Annotated in this window: 19 protein-coding genes; 10 read left to right on the forward strand and 9 right to left on the reverse strand. The window is 68.6% G+C overall.

Translation table 11 applies throughout. From position 1 onward, the window contains the following. Positions 1 to 6 precede the first annotated feature (6 nt). Genes aroA through ABZ345_RS21005 form a run of 6 tightly spaced genes read left to right on the forward strand, consistent with a single transcriptional unit; the run spans position 7 to position 4,478 of the window. Positions 7 to 1,272, forward strand: a complete 1,266-nt coding sequence (gene aroA, locus ABZ345_RS20980; protein ID WP_359851026.1) for a 3-phosphoshikimate 1-carboxyvinyltransferase — start codon at positions 7 to 9, stop codon at positions 1,270 to 1,272. 2 nt (positions 1,273 to 1,274) lie between these two features. Beyond that, the gene (gene rsgA / locus ABZ345_RS20985) at positions 1,275 to 2,273 is read left to right on the forward strand and encodes a ribosome small subunit-dependent GTPase A (RefSeq protein ID WP_359851029.1); all 999 of its coding nucleotides are present in this window, start codon (positions 1,275 to 1,277) and stop codon (positions 2,271 to 2,273) included. A gap of 28 nt (positions 2,274 to 2,301) precedes the next feature. Then, positions 2,302 to 2,796, forward strand: coding sequence for a hypothetical protein (locus ABZ345_RS20990; RefSeq protein ID WP_359851032.1), 495 nt, complete (start codon positions 2,302 to 2,304; stop codon positions 2,794 to 2,796). Beyond that, a complete protein-coding gene (locus ABZ345_RS20995; protein WP_359851035.1) occupies positions 2,793 to 3,230 on the forward strand; it encodes a hypothetical protein in 438 nt (145 codons plus the stop codon). The genes ABZ345_RS20990 and ABZ345_RS20995 overlap by 4 nt, the downstream gene beginning before the upstream one ends. Continuing rightward, entirely contained in the window at positions 3,227 to 3,733 is a 507-nt protein-coding gene (locus ABZ345_RS21000; protein ID WP_359851037.1) for a hypothetical protein, read from the forward strand. Before ABZ345_RS20995 ends, ABZ345_RS21000 begins: the two co-directional genes overlap by 4 nt. Positions 3,734 to 3,755: 22 nt before the next feature. Next, positions 3,756 to 4,478, forward strand: a complete 723-nt coding sequence (locus tag ABZ345_RS21005; protein ID WP_359851040.1) for an NAD(P)-dependent oxidoreductase — start codon at positions 3,756 to 3,758, stop codon at positions 4,476 to 4,478. On the opposite strand, the gene pruA is transcribed toward ABZ345_RS21005, so the two are convergent. Further along, on the reverse strand, positions 4,475 to 6,103 hold the full coding sequence (gene pruA / locus ABZ345_RS21010) for an L-glutamate gamma-semialdehyde dehydrogenase (RefSeq protein ID WP_359851043.1): 1,629 nt from the start codon (positions 6,101 to 6,103) through the stop codon (positions 4,475 to 4,477). The genes ABZ345_RS21005 and pruA overlap by 4 nt on opposite strands. A 36-nt stretch (positions 6,104 to 6,139) precedes the next feature. Here pruA and ABZ345_RS21015 point away from each other — a divergent pair, with 36 nt between their 5' ends. Then, positions 6,140 to 6,526 (forward strand): VOC family protein, encoded by a 387-nt coding sequence (locus tag ABZ345_RS21015; RefSeq protein WP_359851046.1) that lies wholly within the window; start codon positions 6,140 to 6,142, stop codon positions 6,524 to 6,526. Positions 6,527 to 6,528: 2 nt separating this feature from the next. Next, positions 6,529 to 7,356: a GNAT family N-acetyltransferase gene (locus ABZ345_RS21020; protein WP_359851049.1), complete on the forward strand. Its 828-nt coding sequence runs from the start codon at positions 6,529 to 6,531 to the stop codon at positions 7,354 to 7,356. An 85-nt stretch (positions 7,357 to 7,441) separates the two neighbouring features. Here ABZ345_RS21020 and ABZ345_RS21025 read toward each other — a convergent pair whose 3' ends face one another. The 4 genes from ABZ345_RS21025 to ABZ345_RS21040 are packed head-to-tail and all read right to left on the reverse strand — an operon-like array spanning position 7,442 to position 10,416. Next, positions 7,442 to 7,861: a nitroreductase family deazaflavin-dependent oxidoreductase gene (locus ABZ345_RS21025; RefSeq protein WP_359851050.1), complete on the reverse strand. Its 420-nt coding sequence runs from the start codon at positions 7,859 to 7,861 to the stop codon at positions 7,442 to 7,444. After that, positions 7,858 to 8,349: a hypothetical protein gene (locus tag ABZ345_RS21030; RefSeq protein ID WP_359851053.1), complete on the reverse strand. Its 492-nt coding sequence runs from the start codon at positions 8,347 to 8,349 to the stop codon at positions 7,858 to 7,860. The genes ABZ345_RS21025 and ABZ345_RS21030 overlap by 4 nt, the downstream gene beginning before the upstream one ends. Continuing rightward, positions 8,349 to 9,740: a wax ester/triacylglycerol synthase family O-acyltransferase gene (locus ABZ345_RS21035; RefSeq protein ID WP_359851055.1), complete on the reverse strand. Its 1,392-nt coding sequence runs from the start codon at positions 9,738 to 9,740 to the stop codon at positions 8,349 to 8,351. Before ABZ345_RS21035 ends, ABZ345_RS21030 begins: the two co-directional genes overlap by 1 nt. A gap of 10 nt (positions 9,741 to 9,750) precedes the next feature. Next, entirely contained in the window at positions 9,751 to 10,416 is a 666-nt protein-coding gene (locus tag ABZ345_RS21040) for a phosphotransferase (RefSeq protein ID WP_359851057.1), read from the reverse strand. A 106-nt stretch (positions 10,417 to 10,522) separates the two neighbouring features. On the opposite strand from ABZ345_RS21040, the gene ABZ345_RS21045 reads away from it, so the two are divergent. Further along, on the forward strand, positions 10,523 to 11,293 hold the full coding sequence (locus ABZ345_RS21045) for an RNA methyltransferase (protein WP_359851060.1): 771 nt from the start codon (positions 10,523 to 10,525) through the stop codon (positions 11,291 to 11,293). On the opposite strand, the gene ABZ345_RS21050 is transcribed toward ABZ345_RS21045, so the two are convergent. Both ABZ345_RS21050 and ABZ345_RS21055 read right to left on the reverse strand, forming a co-directional pair. Continuing rightward, the gene (locus ABZ345_RS21050) at positions 11,275 to 11,580 is read right to left on the reverse strand and encodes a hypothetical protein (RefSeq protein ID WP_359851062.1); all 306 of its coding nucleotides are present in this window, start codon (positions 11,578 to 11,580) and stop codon (positions 11,275 to 11,277) included. The genes ABZ345_RS21045 and ABZ345_RS21050 overlap by 19 nt on opposite strands. An 84-nt stretch (positions 11,581 to 11,664) precedes the next feature. Beyond that, a complete protein-coding gene (locus ABZ345_RS21055; protein WP_359851065.1) occupies positions 11,665 to 12,075 on the reverse strand; it encodes an HAD-IA family hydrolase in 411 nt (136 codons plus the stop codon). A gap of 207 nt (positions 12,076 to 12,282) precedes the next feature. Between ABZ345_RS21055 and ABZ345_RS21060 the strand changes: the two genes are divergently transcribed. Continuing rightward, the gene (locus ABZ345_RS21060; RefSeq protein WP_359851068.1) at positions 12,283 to 12,555 is read left to right on the forward strand and encodes an Rv3235 family protein; all 273 of its coding nucleotides are present in this window, start codon (positions 12,283 to 12,285) and stop codon (positions 12,553 to 12,555) included. Positions 12,556 to 12,622: 67 nt separating this feature from the next. Here ABZ345_RS21060 and secA read toward each other — a convergent pair whose 3' ends face one another. Together secA and raiA are read right to left on the reverse strand one after the other, a co-directional pair. Then, on the reverse strand, positions 12,623 to 15,565 hold the full coding sequence (secA, locus tag ABZ345_RS21065) for a preprotein translocase subunit SecA (RefSeq protein WP_359851071.1): 2,943 nt from the start codon (positions 15,563 to 15,565) through the stop codon (positions 12,623 to 12,625). Between the two features lie 355 nt (positions 15,566 to 15,920). Then, the gene (gene raiA / locus ABZ345_RS21070; RefSeq protein WP_359851074.1) at positions 15,921 to 16,589 is read right to left on the reverse strand and encodes a ribosome-associated translation inhibitor RaiA; all 669 of its coding nucleotides are present in this window, start codon (positions 16,587 to 16,589) and stop codon (positions 15,921 to 15,923) included. Positions 16,590 to 16,836: the final 247 nt, after the last annotated feature.

Here is a 16,836-nt window from a genome sequence, read left to right on the forward strand (position 1 = left end):
TGCGGCATGACTCAGCACTGGTCAGCCCCCAGCGCGCCCGGCCCAGTCCACTCGACGGTGCCGGTGCCCGGCTCGAAGTCGATCACCAACCGCGTTCTGGTGCTCGCGGCACTGGCCGACGGGCCCTCCACCGTGCACGCGCCGTTGCGCAGCCGGGACACCGTGTTGATGGCTGCCGCGCTCTCCTCTCTCGGTGTCGGCTTCACCGATCGCGAGGACAGCGGCTGGGACGTGATGCCCGGTCTGCTGCGCGGCCCGGCCGACGTCGACTGCGGTCTCGCGGGCACGGTCATGCGCTTCCTCCCGCCGGCCGCCGCGCTGGCCGAGGGCGAGATCCGGTTCGACGGCGACCCGCACGCCCGCACGCGGCCGATGGCGACCGTGCTGGGTGCCCTGCGTTCGCTGGGTGCCGAGGTCGAGGGCGACTCGCTGCCGTTCACGTTGCGCGGCACCGGATCGGTGCCCGGTGGTGAGGTGACGATCGACGCGTCCGGCTCGTCGCAGTTCGTGTCGGGGCTGCTGCTGTCCGCCGCGCGTTACGACAAGGGTGTGACGATCCGGCACGACGGCAAGCCCGTGCCTTCGTTGCCGCACATCGACATGACGGTCGAGACGCTGCGGTCGGTCGGTGTCCGGGTGGAGACCGACGCGAACGTGTGGCACGTCGAGCCCGGTCAGATCGCGGCCCGCACGTGGCACGTGGAGCCGGACCTGTCGAACGCGACGGTGTTCCTGGCTGCGGCCGCGGTGACCGGTGGCGAGGTGACGATTCCGCACTGGCCCGCGAAGACCACCCAGCCCGGCGACGCGGTGCGCGGCATCCTCGAGCGCATGGGCTGTGCGGTCGAGGTGTCGGACCGGGGCCTGACCGTGCGCGGGCCGGCGAAACTGTCCGGTTTGGACATCGACCTGCACGACGAGAGCGAACTGACGCCGACGGTGGCCGCGCTGGCGTCGCTGGCCGAGGGGCAGACGATCATCCGCGGTGTCGCGCACATCCGCGGCCACGAGACGGACCGGATCGCGGCACTGGTCAACGAAATCAACGCGCTGGGCGGCAACGCGACCGAGACCGAGGACGGCCTGGTCATCACCCCCGCGCCGCTGCACGGTGGCGTGTGGAAGGCCTACGCGGACCACCGGATGGCGACCGCGGGCGCGATCATCGGGCTGGTGGTGCCGGGGGTCGAGGTCGACGACATCGGCAGCACCACCAAGACGATCCCCGACTTCCCGGGGATGTGGGACGCCATGCTCGGCGGGGGCGCGTAGAAGTGAGCAAGCAGGACTGGCGCAAGCTCGACGAGTCCGACGTGCGCGTGCGCCCCGGCAAGGGGACGCGGCCGCGCAGCAAGAGGCGGCCCGAACACGCCGACGCCGAGACCGCGATGGTGATCGGCGTCGACCGGGGCCGCTGGACGTGCGCGATGGAGTCCGGTGCGGTCGTCACCGCGATGCGCGCGCGTGAACTGGGCCGCACGCCCGTGGTGGTGGGCGACCAGGTCGGCATCGTCGGTGACACGTCGGGCCAGCCGGACACGCTGGCCCGCATCGTGCGCGTCGAGGAGCGGACGTCGGTGCTGCGCCGGACCGCGGACGACACCGACCCGTTCGAACGAGTCGTCGTCGCGAACGCCTCCCAGCTCATCATGGTCGTGGCGCTGGCCGATCCGCCGCCGCGCACGGGTTTCATCGACCGCTGCCTGGTCGCCGCGTACGCCGGCGGTCTGGAACCGGTGCTGTGCCTGACGAAGTCGGACCTCGCGTCCGCGGACTCGTTGCTGGCGCTGTACACCGAGCTCGACGTGCCGGTGATCGTGACGCGGTTCGACGAGGAACCGGCGGTGCTGCGCGAACGTTTGAAGGACACGGTGTCGTGCCTGATCGGGCACTCCGGCGTCGGCAAGTCCACTTTGGTCAACCGGCTCGTGCCGGACGCGAACCGCGCGGTGGGCGTGGTGTCCGGCGTCGGCAAGGGCCGCCACACCTCGACCCAGGCCGTGGCGCTGCGGCTGCCCGAGGGCGGCTGGGTCGTGGACACGCCGGGCATCCGCTCGTTCGGCCTCGCGCACATCACGCCGGACGACATCGTGAAGGCGTTCCCGGACTTCGCCGAGGCCGCCGAGGAGTGCCCGCCCGGCTGCGGCCACCTCGGAGCGCCCGAGGACCCCGGCTGCATGCTGGACGAACTGGTGCCGGACGCGCCCGGCCGGCTCACCTCGTTGCGCAGGTTGCTGGCGTCGAAGGCCGGGTTGGACGAACACGCGGATTGATCTCGCGGCCATCGGGCACACTTCCGGCGTGAACAGACACCTGGGGGTTCTGACACTGATGGCCGCGCTGGCCGCGTGCAGCGGCCCCGCTCCCGCGCCGGCCCCGGCGACGATCACGCCGAAGCTGCGTGACCTGGCCAAGGTGGACGCCTGCACGCTGCTGGTCCAGTCGGACTTCGCCAAGCCGTTCACGAAGGCACCCGAGCCGCTCAACAGCCCGTTGTCCTGCCGGTGGACGACCGAGGACAACTCCGTCTGGATGAGCATCGAGAACGAGTCGCTGGAGGAAGCGAAGTCGCGCGTGAACGACGGCTCCGAACTGCCGGTCGAGGGCCGCAAGGCCTGGTGGGGCGTCACGTCCGACTACCAGGCCGAGCCGCAGACGAGCACGGGGGTCGTGGTGACCGAACTGGAGGCCGGCAAGGTGCTGGTGGTGAGTGCCGAGCGAACCCCGCCCCGGTACGACATCGGCTCGGTCGCGCGCACCAGGACCGTCGCGATTCTGCAAAAGTTGGTGTCGTGATCAGGTATCTCTGGCCCGTCGTAGTCCTGGCCGCGTGCTCGGCCCCGCAACCTCCGCAGTTCACCGACGCCGACGCCTGTGCCCTGTTGCAGTCCGGTGACGCGGGAAACCTGTCCGGTATGCCCACGAAGAGTTCCGCGACGTGCGACTACACCTTCGACTCGCTGACGGCTCGCCTGACGCTGCGGACCGAGAAGTACGCGGACGCGGCAGCCTCGTTGGGGCCCGACAGCTACGGCGCGGTGGTGGAGACCCACCCGATGACCCGCCGGTGCACCGACGCGTCCGGGGTTGTGACGTGCGACGCCGTGGTGGAGGTGCGGGACGGTCAGCTGGTCGGGCTGAAGGTGGTTCAGCGCAACCACGACGTCAATCTGGTCGGTCAGGTCACGCAGGGGCTCGCGGCCAGGGCCCTGGAGAGGTTGCCGAAGTGAAGCTCTGGTCACCCCTGTTGCTTCTCGCGCTGACGGCGTGCGCTCCGACTGTTGTCGTGGCCGAGGAGCCCCGGAAGCCGACGTTCGCCGACGTCGACGTGTGCACGCTGATGAAGGACGGCGACGTGGAATGGCAAAAGCTCACCAGCGCCACGGCGACGGGCGAGCGAGGGTGCCGGTTCGCGTACGGCAAGGACAAGGGGTCGTTGACGGTCGAGGTGACGCTGTCGCCGCAGCCGTTCCAGACTGCGGCGCGGGCGTACTGCGTGATCGGCGACGGTTGCGCGATCGGCACCCGGTTCACGGATTTCAAGGGCCTGTCCATCATGCACACCTGCGCCGACACGTCCGGATCCGTGCGCTGCGAGGGGTTCGTCGAGATCGGGGACGAGAAGACCCTGACCCTGGTGGTGAAGAGGTCTCCCGACTCGTCGGAGGCGCTGGGCCAGGTCACGGTGGAGATCGCGCGGAGGCTGCTGAACGAGCCGCCTGTCACGTCCTGACGCGCTGTCTCGTCCACCGGTCATGAAGGTATTCGTGATCGGTGCGTCGGGTGTGCTGGGACGGGAAGCGCTGCCGCTGCTGCGGGCGGGACACGAGGTCGGGGTCCTGGACCGGCACCAGACCTCGATGTTCGACGCCTCGCAGCTCGCCGAGGCGATGACGGGCTACGACGCCGTCATCAACCTCGCCACCCGCATCCCGCTCAGCGCGAAGGCCGTGCTGGCCAGCGCCTGGGCGGAGAACAACCGCATCCGCACCGAGGGCAGCGCCGCTGTCGTCGAGGCAGCTCTGCGGGCCGGTGTCGAGCGGGTCGTGCAGGAGGGCATCTCGTTCGTCTACGCGGACGGCGGTGACCGCGAGCTCGACGAGAGCGCGCCGTTGAAGCCTGTCGGGCACATCGCCAGCTCGGTGGTGGCGCAGGAGAACGCGCTCAGGCACCCCGGCGGTGTGTTCCTGCGCATCGGGATGCTGATGGGCGGCGAGGCGATGTCGCCGCCGGTGCTCGTGGGCGACGGGTGGATGTCCGTGGTGCACCCCGGTGACGCGGCCGCGGCCGCCGTGGCGGTGCTGGACGCGCCTCCTGGCATCTACAACGTCGGGTCGCCCGTGTTGAAGCGGGAGCTGGGGATCACGCGGCTGCCCAAGGTCATGGGCAGGCTCGCGGCGTCGTTCGAGGTGTTCGGCCGGTCGCAGCGGGTCGTGAGCACGAAGCTGACCGAGGCGACCGGCTGGACACCGCGCTAACCCATGTGCGGGTAGGTGTGATCCGTCGGCGGCACGAGGGTTTCCTTGATGGCGCGCGGGCTCGTCCAGCGCTGCAGGTTGTAGATCGAGCCCGCCTTGTCGTTGGTGCCGGAGCCGCGCGAACCACCGAACGGCTGCTGCCCGACGACCGCGCCGGTCGGCTTGTCGTTGACGTAGAAGTTGCCTGCCGCGAACCGCAAAGCCTTGTGCGCCTGGGCGACGGCCGTGCGGTCGCGCGCGAAGACGGCACCGGTCAGCGCGTACGGCGTGGAGTTGTCGATGGTCTCCATGATGTTCGGGAAGTCCGCGTCCTCGTAGACGTGCACGGCGAGGATCGGGCCGAAGTACTCGGTCGTGAAGATGTCGTGGTGCGGGTCGGTGCCCAGCAGCACTGTCGGGTCGACGAAGTAGCCCACCGAGTCGTCGCACGTGCCACCGGCCAGCACCTCGACCGATGTGGACGCGGAGGCCATCAGCAGCGCGTCCTTGTGCTTGGCGAACGCGCGGTGGTCGATCACCGCGCCGCCGAACGCCGACAGGTCCGTGACATCGCCGTAGGACAACGACTTCGTGACGTCGAGCAGGCGTTCTCCCACTTCGCTTTCCCACAACGACCGCGCGACGTAGGCACGTGAGGCAGCACTGCACTTCTGGCCCTGGTACTCGAAAGCGCCTCTCACCAGCCCCGTGACGAGTGTCTTCGGGTCGGCGGACGCGTGGGCGATCACGAAGTCCTTGCCGCCCGTTTCGCCGACGATCCGCGGGTAGGCGCGGTAGTTGTCGAGGTTGCTCGCCATGGTCTGCCACAGCGCCTTGAACGTCTTCGTGGACCCGGTGAAGTGCAGCCCGGCGAAGAACCTGTCCCTCAGGGCCACTTCGCTCACGGCCCGGCCGTCGCCGGTGACGAGGTTGATCACGCCCGGCGGCAGACCTGCTTCTTCCAGCAGCCGCATGGTGAAGTGCGCGGCGAGCTGCTGCGTCGGCGACGGCTTCCACACCACGGTGTTGCCCATCAGCGCGGGCGCGAGCGGCAGGTTGCCGGCGATCGCGGTGAAGTTGAACGGCGTGATCGCCACGACGAACCCGTCGAGCGGCCGGTGGTCCATCCGGTTCCACACGCCGGGGCTGCTGACCGGCTGCTCCTCGAGGATCCGGCGGCCGAAGTGGACGTTGAACCGGAGGAAGTCGATCAGCTCGCACGCCGCGTCGATCTCGGCCTGCTGCACGGACTTCGACTGCCCGAGGATCGTGGCGGCGTTGAGGGTGTCGCGCCACGGCCCCGCGAGCAGGTCGGCGGCCCTGAGCAGGACCGCGGCGCGTTCGTCGAACGGCAGCTCCTGCCAGCCGGGCGCGGCGTGCTGGGCGGCTCGCATGGCTTCCGCGACGTCGGCGTTGGTCGCCTGGTTGGTGACGCCGAGAACGTGCCTGTGATCGTGGGGCTGCACCACGTCGATGCTCTCGCCACCGCCCATGCGCTGCCGACCGCCGATGGTCATGGTCAGATCATGGGTGGTGCCCTCGAGTTGCGCGATGCGTTGTTCGAGACTCGCGCGTTCGGCACTACCAGGAGCGTAGGTGTGCACGGGCTCGTTGACCGGTTCGGGTGCAGACGTTACGGCGTCCATTCCCCCATCGTGGCACGCGGTAGTAGGGTCCGTCGGGTGGCGCGGGTGACTGGCATCGGCGGGGTTTTCCTGCGTTCACGAGACCCCGTGCGCTTGGCCGCCTGGTACCGCGACAACCTCGGCGTGCCGATGAGCGAAAAGGGCACCGTCACGTTCCACTGGCTCGACACGGCCACGTCCGATCATCCCGGCACGACGACGGTGGCGTTGTTCGCGCAGGACACCGAGTACATCGGCGAACCACACCAGCGCGCGATGCTGAACCTGCGCGTGGACGACCTGCCGTCGCTGATGGCGAAGCTCAAGGCACGCGGGGTCGAGGTGCTGCCGGACACCGAGGACTCGGAGTTCGGGCGGTTCGGGTGGTGCGTGGATCCGGAGGGGAACCGGATCGAGCTCTGGGAGCCCGCCGAGGGGATGTGACCGTGCCGTCCGAGGCAGTTGGTGCGTTGCGGGAGTGGCAACGCGACGGTGAGCCGTTCCAGCTCCATCCCGGCGATGTGGGCTGGTTCTGGCGATTCGGCGACGAAGCTCTGGCCGCGGCCCTGCGTGTCTGGCGCCGTGACGGGCGCGTTGTCGCTGTCGGGCTGCTCGACTGTGCCGACCTGCTGCGGTTGACGATCGCGCCGGACGCCAGGCAGGACGAATCGCTGGCACGTCAGCTGGTCGAGGACATCGCAGACCCTGCGCGCGGCGTGCTGCCTGCCGGGAAGGTGTACGTCGAATCTCCTGTGGGCACGCGGTTCAAGGAGCTGATGTTCGAGAGCGGCTGGCAGCTCGATGAACCGTGGACGCCGCTGCGCCGCGATCTCACTGGGCCGGTGCCGGACCCCGGTGTGCGGATCGAGGTGGTCGGGCCATCGCTCGCGCATGAGCACGCGGCGGTGATCCGGGCTTCGTTCGAGAGGTCCACGTTCACCGACGAGCGCTGGCACGCGATGGCGAGCGGCATCCCGTACGCCGACGCTCGTTGCCTGGTCGCGTATGACGGGGACGCTGCGGCTGCCGCGGTGACGGTGTGGTCAGCGGGTCCCGGCAAGCCTGGGCTGCTCGAGCCGATGGGTGTGCACCGGGACCACCGGGGTCGTGGGTACGGCAAGGCGATCACGCTCGCCGCGGCTCGTGTCTTGCGGGAACTCGGCTCGTCGAGCGCCCTCGTCTGCACCCCGAGTTCGAACGTCGGGGCCGTCGCGACCTATCGGGCAGCTGGTTTCGCGCAGCTGCCCGAGGTCTACGACCAGCGCCGCGACTAGTGCCGCAGCACTGTCGGTGGCGCCCACTAGTCTTGAAATTGGGGGAACCCGGCTGGCCCCGTGTGTGTGGTGCACGCCCATCCGGCTAGCTACGGGTGAGCTCCAGAACCGGGATGGTCCGGATACCAGCGGTCTTCACCGCGTAGTCAGCGAACCCGGGGTACAACCCGGCTTGCTCGGCGTAGCGCTGATCGCGTTCCGCACCGGTGAGCTCACGAACGTTGACGTCGTAGGTCTCGGTACCGCGCTCAACAGTGGCATGACCAGCCGCGACGAGGTTGTGGTACCAGGCCGGGTTCTCCGGCGCACCGCCCTTCGAAGCGAAGACGTAGACGACATCGGAGTCGCTCTCGTGCGGCAGGTACATCATCGGGGCGACGCTTTCCTTGCCCGTCTTGCGGCCGCGGTGGTGGACCAGCACGATCGGCGCTCCGGCGAAGGGGCCGCCGACGCGGCCTTCGTTCGTCCGGAATTCCTCGATCACGTTGGTGTTGAAGTCGCTCACATCAGCTCCAGTACGAAGGGAAGTTCCTGCGGCGCGTACCAGGCCAGCTCGTGGTCCTCGGCGCTTCCGAGCGTGAATTCGGCGTCCGGGTCGCCCATGTCGGCGGCGTCCACGACTTCCGCGGCCGCGCGCACGTCCTCTTCGGCTTCGGAGGTGTCCAGGTGCACGGACGCGACGTCCTTCATCGTGGCCGAGCCGGCGACCTTCACCACCGAGTAGTCGAGGTCCGGGCGCAGGGTCACGTCCTCCATGTCGACTGCGATCACCGCGCGGCGCGGCTCGGCCTTCTCGTCACCTGCCAGCAGGCGCAGAGAGGCGCGGGCGGCGTCCAGCATCGCGGCGTACTCGAGCTCCTCGGTGTCGCCCGCCGCGTAGGACTCGCGCAGTGCGGGCGTCAGCGCGAAAGCCGTGCCGCCGATCGGAGTCAGCTCGCCGCTGTCGACGAACGTGCGCAGCATCGACACCGTGGCCGGGATGTAAACCCTCATCAGGCGCTCGCCGTTCCCATCAGTTCCTCCACCGACTCCTCGACCATGGTCGCGAGAACGTCCACATCGGACATGGCGTCGCGGTCGCCGTTCAAGCCGAAGTAAACACCGCCGTCGTACGACGTCACCCCGATGGCCAGCGCCTGGTTCTTGGCCAGCGGGACGACCGGGAAGATCTCGGTCATTCTCGCGCCCGCCGCGTACAGCGGCACCTGCGGGCCGGGAACGTTCGTGACGATCACGTTGAACAGCCGGCGCGAGAACGACGAAGCCGCCCGCGCGCCCAGTGCGTGCAACGTCGGCGGTGCGAAGCCGGAGACCTTCACGAGCGCGTCGGCGGCGACGGACTGGCCGGACTCCTTGTGCGCGCGCATAGCGTGCGAGACGTGGTGCAGGCGGACGACCGGGTTCGGCTCGCCGACCGGCAGATCGACGAGGTAGGCAGACACGTTGTTGCCCGAGTCCGGGTCTGCCTCGCGCACCGAGAGAGGCGCCATCGCACGGATCGTGGTGCTGCCCGTCACGTTCTCGCCGCGGCTGAGCAGCCAGTTGCGCAGGGCACCGGACAACGCCGCGAGCACCACGTCGTTGACGGTGCCGCCGTGGGTCTTGCGGATGGCGCGCAGGTCGTCGAGCTGGGCGCGCGCGACGGCGAAACGGCGCTGCGGCGACGTGATGCGGACGTTCAGCGGGGTGCCGGGCGCCGGGGTCGCGGCGGTGTGGATGGCGGCGGCCACGGCACCGAAGGCGTTGAAGACCTTCTCGACGGTGGCGACGGTGTCCAGAGCGGCGCTGCGGACGTTCTCCACGAGCTCGCCGGGGCGCTGCACGATGTCGGTGACGGCGTCGGCCACGAGCTGCAACGAGCTGGGCTCGGGCTGCGGCATCCAGAGGTTCTCGACGTTCGTGCGCGGCGACGGCGACACGTCCAGCATGACCTGGCCGATCTCCAGCGACGCGATGCCGTCGATCATGGCCTGGTGGGTCTTGGTGATGACCGCGGTCTGGTTCTTCGCGAGGCCTTCGACCAGGTAGATCTCCCACAACGGGCGGGAGTGGTCCAACGGCCGCGACATCAGGCGCGCGACCAGGTCGTGCAGCTGGGTGTCGTTGCCCGGTTTGGGCAGGGCGGACCGGCGCACGTGGTAGGTCACGTCGAAGTCCGGGTCGTCGACCCAGACCGGGCGCGCGATGCGGCCCGGGACGTGCACGACCTTCTGCCGGTAGCGCGGCACGAGGCTCAGGCGTTGCTCGATGAGGTCGACGAGCTTGTCGTAGTCGAAGCCCGCCTTGGGCCGTCGGAACACGGCCACTCCGCCGACGTGCATCGGCGTCGTGGAGTCCTCCAGGTACAGGAACGAGGCGTCCAGCGCTGACAGACGGTCCGGCATGCCCGCCAGCCTAGTGGCGTTTGCGGTCCATCAGTTTCTGAAGTGCCGCGCGTTCTTGCGGATCGCGGTCGTGACGCTCGAGACGGATGCGCGCGGCCTCCGGGATCGCCTCGATCGCCTTGGGGTCCACGTTGGCCATGAACGACCTGAGGAACCGCCACCGCGTGAGCTTCCTGACCGGCGCGAGGCGGGCGACGGCGAGCGAGACCCAGCTGAGCGCGACGTCGAGCCTGCGGTCGCCCTTCGTGGCACTCGCCCAGTCCAGGACCACCGGGCCTTCCGGACCGAGGACCACGTTGCCGGGGTGCAGGTCTAGGTGCAGGAGGTCGCCCTCACCGGTGAGGAAATCGGGGGCCTGGATGACGTCGAGGCGGTGGTGCAGGTCCGCGAGGTCCTTGCCGAGACTGCCGGCGAGCCAGGGCTTGCGGCCGATCTCCTCGGACATCCGCGGGCCGGGCACGTACTGCATGACGAGCTCGTCCGCCGTGGCCTCGTACACGCGCGGGACGGGGATGCCGTGGCCGCTCAGATACACCATCATCTCGGCCTCGCACCGCAGGTCACGGCCGGTGCGCGTGCGTTTGACGAGCAAGCCGTCGGACCGGATGAACACGTCCGAGTCCTGGCCGCTCGCGAGATGTTGACGTTGCGCGACGCTGCGCATACCTGCCGTCATGTGACGATCATCATGCATATGATCCAAAGCACAAGGGCCGAACGGCTCTAGTCGAGCTCATCACCCGTTTGAGCCTGCTGTGCCCGCCTCTGTCACCCTCTTCTCCGTGGAGATCTCGCCCAAGGACCGCTTTGTCACCGTTTACGGCCGCAAGCCAGTGCTGGAAGCGCTGGACGACCCGGCGCTGTCGGTGGACAAGGTGGTGCTCGCCGACACGGCCCGCGGCCCGGCGGCGCGCGAGATCCTGGACGCGGCCCGCTCCCGTGGCGTCGCGGTGCAGCGCGCGACCGCCCAGCGCGTGAAGGTGCTGGCGGGCAACGGAAAGCAGGACCAGGGCGTGCTCGCCGACGTGGTGGCGCCCCGCATGAAGCCCCTGGCGCTGGCGTTGGAGGAGGGCTCGCTGCGGTCGGTGCTGGTGCTGGACGGCATCACCACGCCCGCGAACGTCGGCATGATCCTGCGCACCGCGACCGCCGCCGGAATCGACGGCATCGTGGTGCCGCGCCGAGGTGTCGCGTCGATTGATCCTCTGGTGGTGAAGGCCTCCGCCGGGGTGGCTTTCCGAGCGCCGGTTTTGCGCTGCGGCACCGCGGCGGAGGCCTCCGCTTTGTTGCGCGCGTCCAGTTTCCCGCTTTACGCGCTGGACTCCCACGCCTCCGACACGCTTTATTCCGCGTCATTTGGCGGGCGCGCTGCTTTTGTGCTGGGCAGTGAAACCTCCGGAATCACCGACGACGTGCGTCCGCACATCACGTCGTGGATCTCGATTCCGATGGCGGCGGGCGTGGAATCCCTCAACGTCGCCTCAGCGGCGGCCGTGCTCTGCTTCGAGCTCGTGCGCCGCGACCAGAGCCGGACTCAGAGCCAGCGGACGTGATAGTCGTTGATCTGAGGGTTTCCGAGCAGTGACGTGCACTCGGCGAACGACGACGAGCCCCTGACCCGGCCGACCGTGCCGTACTGGTCCCAGTAGAACCCCAGCCCGTTGGAGCAGTGCGCGACGGCCTGGAACCTGCCGGGACCGCCGTAGTCGCAGAAGACCTCGACGCTGCGCCCGTTGCGCTGGTACTCGTCGTAACAATCGCGCGGCCCCTGCGCCTGCGCGGGTGATGCAATTGCCGTGGCTGCAATCGCTCCTGCAACACAAGCGACAATTCTTCGCATTTTCGCCCCTATGCAATCGACTGCTTTCCTAATCGACAGTAGTGCGGGGCTGAATGGCGGGCAATTACGCTGCGGGGTGAACCTCTAATCGCGGAGTGCGATCGCTAGCAGGATCTCCAGCTCCTCGAGGGTGGACTCGGTCGACCGATGGTGGACGCCGACCATCCCTGCTTCGGCCGCGCCTCTGACGTTGATCGCGAGGTCGTCGACGAAGACGCACTCGCTCGGCTGGAGGTCCAGCTGCTCGGCCGTCAGCAGATAGATCTCGTGTTGCGGCTTCGCCAGGCCGACCTCACCGGAGATGATCGTGGCGTCGAACAGGCCATTCCACTGGCTCGGCGGGTGCCACCAGCCGTCCGCGTTGGACAGCAGGGCGGTTTTGAGGCCGGACTGCTTGGCCTTGCGCAGGGCCGTGAGGAGCGGCGGTTCCTTCGCGTTGTCCTCGCCTGGGTCGGTGAGGACGCCGCCATAATCGAGGACCAGGGCTTTGAGCACCTTGGGACGGTACCCACTTTCGTGTGGTTCGCGTCCTGACGCCGGCGGCGCGTCGCCTGGTTCGGCATGCCCCCAGTCGTTCGCCGATTGCCCGCGTACGAGCCTCCGGTCGGTTCCTCGGCGCTGGACTCCATCCCACGACCGCGGCCTCGGCCCGTCTGGGTTGCTCCGCCGGAGGTTCCACCGCCGGATCTGGATGCTGCCCGGTTGATCTGGGTGGTGCTGGAGGTGCTGGACGGGCGGCGGCCTGCTCGGGTGTTGCGCGAGGTCGCGGTGCCCGGGGTGGCGGCTCGGTTGGCAGCGCTGGTCCGGGTGCGGACCACCCGAATGGTTCGGGCGCCTCGGGTCTGTCATCCGTCGCGGTTGGCTGCCGAGATCTCGGTGACCGTGCGGAGGGAGGGACGGGTGCTGGCTGTTGCCGCTCGGGCTGAGCACCAGGGCGGGCGGTGGTGGTTGACCACGTTCGCGGTGCTCGAGTGAGGCCGAAACGCCGCGTGGGCCGCGCTCCCGGAGGAACGCGGCCCACGTGGTGGTGCGGATCCAAGCGTCAGCGGCGCTTGCGGTTCTTCGCCTCCTGGCGAGCGGCCTCACGGCGCTCCCTGCGGGTGGCGCCCTGCTGACCGGCGTCGTTCGAGTCGGCGTGCTGCTCCACGCCGCCGTCCTCCGCCGGGCCGCTGTAGCTCAGGTGCTGCTGGCCGGGGCCGCCGAGGCCCTTGCCGCGCAGGGCGGGCGGGATGGCGTTGCCGCTGGACAGCTGGGCCATGGCCGGGCCCGCGGGGGCCTGGGCCTGCTGCTGGGCCTGCTGCTGGGCGGCCGCCGCGGCGCGGGCACGAGCTCGGGCACCGCCACCACCACCGTTGCCGGAGACCTGCGGGAGGGTCTGCGGGGCCGCGCCCAGGGTCACGGGGACCTCGGGCTCTGCCGCCGGTTCCGGCTCGGCCGCTTCGACCTGGAGGTTGAAGAGGAAGCCGACGGTCTCCTCCTTCAGGGCGTCGAGCATCGCGTTGAACATCTCGAAGCCCTCGCGCTGGTACTCGATGAGGGGGTCGCGCTGCGCCATGGCGCGCAGGCCGATGCCCTCCTTCAAGTAGTCCATTTCGTACAGGTGCTCGCGCCACTTGCGGTCCAGGACGGACAGCAGGACGCGGCGCTCCAGTTCGCGGGTGGCGCCTTCGCCGACGCGGCTGTCGATGTCGTCCTCGCGGGCCTGGTAGGCGTCGAGGGCGTCGGTGACGAGGAGCTCGCGCAGGTACTCGCGGGTGATGTCCTCATCGGACTCGAGCAGTTCCTTGGCGTCCAGCTTGACCGGGTACAGGGTCTTGAGCGCAGTCCACAGCTTCTCGAAGTCCCAGTCCTCGGCGTAGCCGTCGGCGGTGGCGCCGTTGACGTACTCCTCGACGACGCTGATGATCATGTGCTGGACCTGTTCCTTCAGGTCCTCGCCCGCGAGAACGCGGTGGCGCTCGGCGTAGATCACCGTGCGCTGGCGGTTCATGACCTCGTCGTACTTGAGGACGTTCTTGCGGATCTCGAAGTTCTGCTGCTCGACCTGGGTCTGCGCGCTGCGGATGGCGCGGGTGACCATCTTGTGCTCGATCGGCACGTCGTCCGGCACGTTCAGGCGCGTCATGACCATCTCGACCATGGACGCGTTGAAGCGGCGCATCAGCTCGTCCTGCAGGGACAGGTAGAAGCGCGACTCACCGGGGTCGCCCTGACGGCCGGTGCGGCCGCGGAGCTGGTTGTCGATGCGGCGCGACTCGTGGCGCTCGGTGCCCAGGACGTAGAGGCCGCCGGCCTCGCGGACCTCGTCGGCCTCGGCCTTGCCCAGGGTCGTGAGCTCCTCGACGACCTTGGCCCACTCGGCCTCGTACTCCTCCGGCGTCTCCACCGGGTCGAGGCCGCGCTCGCGCAGCTCGTGGTCGGCGATGATGTCCGGGTTGCCGCCCAGCACGATGTCGGTACCGCGGCCGGCCATGTTCGTCGCGACGGTGACGGCGCCCTTGCGGCCCGCCTTCGCGATGATCAGCGCCTCGCGGTCGTGGTGCTTCGCGTTCAGGACCTCGTGCGGGATTCCCCTGCGCACCAACAGCTTCGACAGGTACTCGGAGCGCTCGACGCTCGTGGTGCCGATCAGGACCGGCTGGCCCTTCTCGTGCTTCTCGGCGATGTCGTCCGCGACGGCGTCGAACTTCGCCTCCTCGCTCTTGTAGACGAGGTCGGGCTGGTCGGTGCGCTGCGGCGGGCGGTTCGTCGGGATCGGGACGACGCCCAGCTTGTAGGTCTGGTGGAACTCGGCCGCCTCGGTCTCGGCGGTACCGGTCATGCCGCCGAGCTTCTCGTAGAGGCGGAAGTAGTTCTGCAGCGTGATCGTGGCGAGAGTCTGGTTCTCCGCCTTGATCTCCACGCCCTCCTTGGCCTCGATCGCCTGGTGCATGCCCTCGTTGTAGCGGCGACCGGAGAGCACACGACCGGTGAACTCGTCGACGATCATGACTTCACCGTTGCGGAGGATGTAGTCCTTGTCGCGGTTGTAGAGCTCCTTCGCCTTGAGGGCGTTGTTCAGGTAGCCCACCAACGGCGTGTTCGCCGCCTCGTACAGGTTGTCGATGCCGAGCTGGTCCTCGATGAACTCCACACCGAGCTCGGTGACGGCGACCGTGCGCTTCTTCTCGTCGTACTGGTAGTGGAACGACTTCGACTTCTCCTCGATGACCTCGATGCGGTCCTTCTGGGAGAGCTGCGTGACATCGATGCCGCGCATGCGAGGGGCCAGCCGCGCGAACTCCGTGTACCAGCGCGCCGACTGCTCGGCGGGGCCGGAGATGATCAGTGGCGTGCGGGCCTCGTCGATGAGGATCGAGTCGACCTCGTCGACGATCGCGTAGTGGTGGCCGCGCTGCACGCACTCGTCCAGGCTCCACGCCATGTTGTCGCGCAGGTAGTCGAAGCCGAACTCGTTGTTCGTGCCGTAGGTGATGTCCGAGTTGTACGCGACGCGACGCTGGTCCGGCGTCATCTCGGACAGGATCGCGCCGACGGTCATGCCGAGGAAGCGGTGAACGCGGCCCATCCAGTCCGCGTCGCGCTTGGCGAGGTAGTCGTTCGTCGTGATGACGTGGACGCCCTTGCCCGCGATGGCGTTGAGGTAGACCGGCATGACCGAGGTCAGGGTCTTGCCCTCACCGGTGCGCATCTCGGCGATCTGCCCGAGGTGCAGCGCCGCGCCACCCATGAGCTGGACGTCGTAGGGGCGTTGACCCAGCGTGCGCTTCGCGGCCTCGCGGGCCACGGCGAACGCCTCGGGCAGCAACTCGTCCAGCGACTCGCCCTCGGCGTAGCGCTTGCGGAACTCCTCGGTTTTGGCGCGCAACTCGGCGTCGCTGAGGTCGACCACGTCATCTTCGAGGCCGTTGATGGCGTGTGCGATGTTGCGGAGGCGCTTGAGCATCTTGCCCTCGCCGGAGCGGAGCAGTCGGGACAGCACCATCTGGATAGACCTCATCACCTGTATCGCGGCGCGCCCACGTCGGACGCCTTTCCCCTGCCCATCGTAGGCAAGTCGCCAAGATGTGCGCACAGACACAGGCGGATTGGTCCCCGTGACGTGGTATGCCCAGGTCACGAGCCATTTCTTCGATCTTTCCCGGCCCGCCTGCCGCCGTGCCCCCGAGCTCGGCTACTGGTGTGGTGAACGCATGAGGGCCGCGTAAAGGTTCCTGGTCGGCTCAGATTCACCTTCACGGTGAACGCCGCAGGTCGTTCGAGCCTGCGCAGACGCGCGCCGCCGCCCCGCACACGAGGGGTGCGGGGCGGCGGCGGTCGAAGGGTGTGTGGTTACCGGGTCAGGCCAGCCTGATCACGCCGTAGTCGAATCCCTTCCGGCGGTAGACGACGCTCGGGCGCCCGCATTCGGTGTCTGCGAACAGGTAGAAGTCGTGTCCGACCAGTTCCATCTCGTAGAGGGCCTGGTCGACGGTCATCGGTTTGGCGGCGTGCTCCTTTTCGCGTACGACGCGTCCGGGCAACTTGTCATCGAGGCCGTCGTCCCAACGCTGCGCGGGCACTTCCGCCATGCCCTCGTAGTCGGCCTCGGGTGCGTCGAGCACCGCGGTCTTCGCGCGGCGTGACGTCATGCTTTCGCCGGCAGACGGGCCATCGACCAGCCCGCTTGTCGCTTCCGCCACCGAGATCGGGGCCCTGGCCCCGTGGTGGACTCGCCTGCGGTCGTGCGACCGACGCAGGCGGTTCTCGAGCTTCGCGACCGCAGAATCGAGCGCGGCGTAGAAGTCACCCGCACAGGCTTCGGAACGGACCACGGGTCCACGTCCCTTGCCGGTGATTTCGACTCGCTGGCAGTTCTTCGACTGTCGGCGGTTCGGCTCGTGGAAAAGCTCCACGTCGAAGCGGATGACCTTGCGGTCGTAGCGCTCAAGCCGAGCCAGCTTTTCGGCGACGTGCACCCTGTAGTGATCGGGCACCTCGACGTTGCGGCCCTTAACGACGATGTCCATACACGACCTCCCTCGCTTTGCTGCGAGCTTTGGCTGGACTGCATTCAGAGCGCCGTGGCGATCTTCAGATCGCGTTGTGTCGCAGAGGGTCGTCCTCCGCAGGTCTCACGGCGCCAGGGTCATGGGCTGTTCGCCTCCTCCCCGCGGGCCGGGAACGCTGATAGCGGTGCACGTTAGCTTGGGATTCACCGTCGCGTAAGCCCCCTTGCCGGGGGAACGACGAGATTTTTTGTTGACTACGCAGCGC

Source organism: Lentzea sp. NPDC005914 (assembly GCF_040629405.1).
GTDB lineage: Bacteria > Actinomycetota > Actinomycetes > Mycobacteriales > Pseudonocardiaceae > Lentzea.

What these genes read in the sequence shown, in the direction of transcription:
- secA (WP_359851071.1), bottom strand. Translation starts at nt 15,565, where the DNA reads ATGGTGCTGTCCCGACTGCTCCGCTCCGGCGAGGGCAAGATGCTCAAG.
- ABZ345_RS21030 (WP_359851053.1), bottom strand. Translation starts at nt 8,349, where the DNA reads ATGAGGGTTTACATCCCGGCCACGGTGTCGATGCTGCGCACGTTCGTC.
- ABZ345_RS21005 (WP_359851040.1), top strand. Translation starts at nt 3,756, where the DNA reads ATGAAGGTATTCGTGATCGGTGCGTCGGGTGTGCTGGGACGGGAAGCG.
- pruA (WP_359851043.1), bottom strand. Translation starts at nt 6,103, where the DNA reads ATGGACGCCGTAACGTCTGCACCCGAACCGGTCAACGAGCCCGTGCAC.
- ABZ345_RS21035 (WP_359851055.1), bottom strand. Translation starts at nt 9,740, where the DNA reads ATGCCGGACCGTCTGTCAGCGCTGGACGCCTCGTTCCTGTACCTGGAG.
- raiA (WP_359851074.1), bottom strand. Translation starts at nt 16,589, where the DNA reads ATGGACATCGTCGTTAAGGGCCGCAACGTCGAGGTGCCCGATCACTAC.
- ABZ345_RS21040 (WP_359851057.1), bottom strand. Translation starts at nt 10,416, where the DNA reads ATGACGGCAGGTATGCGCAGCGTCGCGCAACGTCAACATCTCGCGAGC.
- aroA (WP_359851026.1), top strand. Translation starts at nt 7, where the DNA reads ATGACTCAGCACTGGTCAGCCCCCAGCGCGCCCGGCCCAGTCCACTCG.
- ABZ345_RS21050 (WP_359851062.1), bottom strand. Translation starts at nt 11,580, where the DNA reads ATGCGAAGAATTGTCGCTTGTGTTGCAGGAGCGATTGCAGCCACGGCA.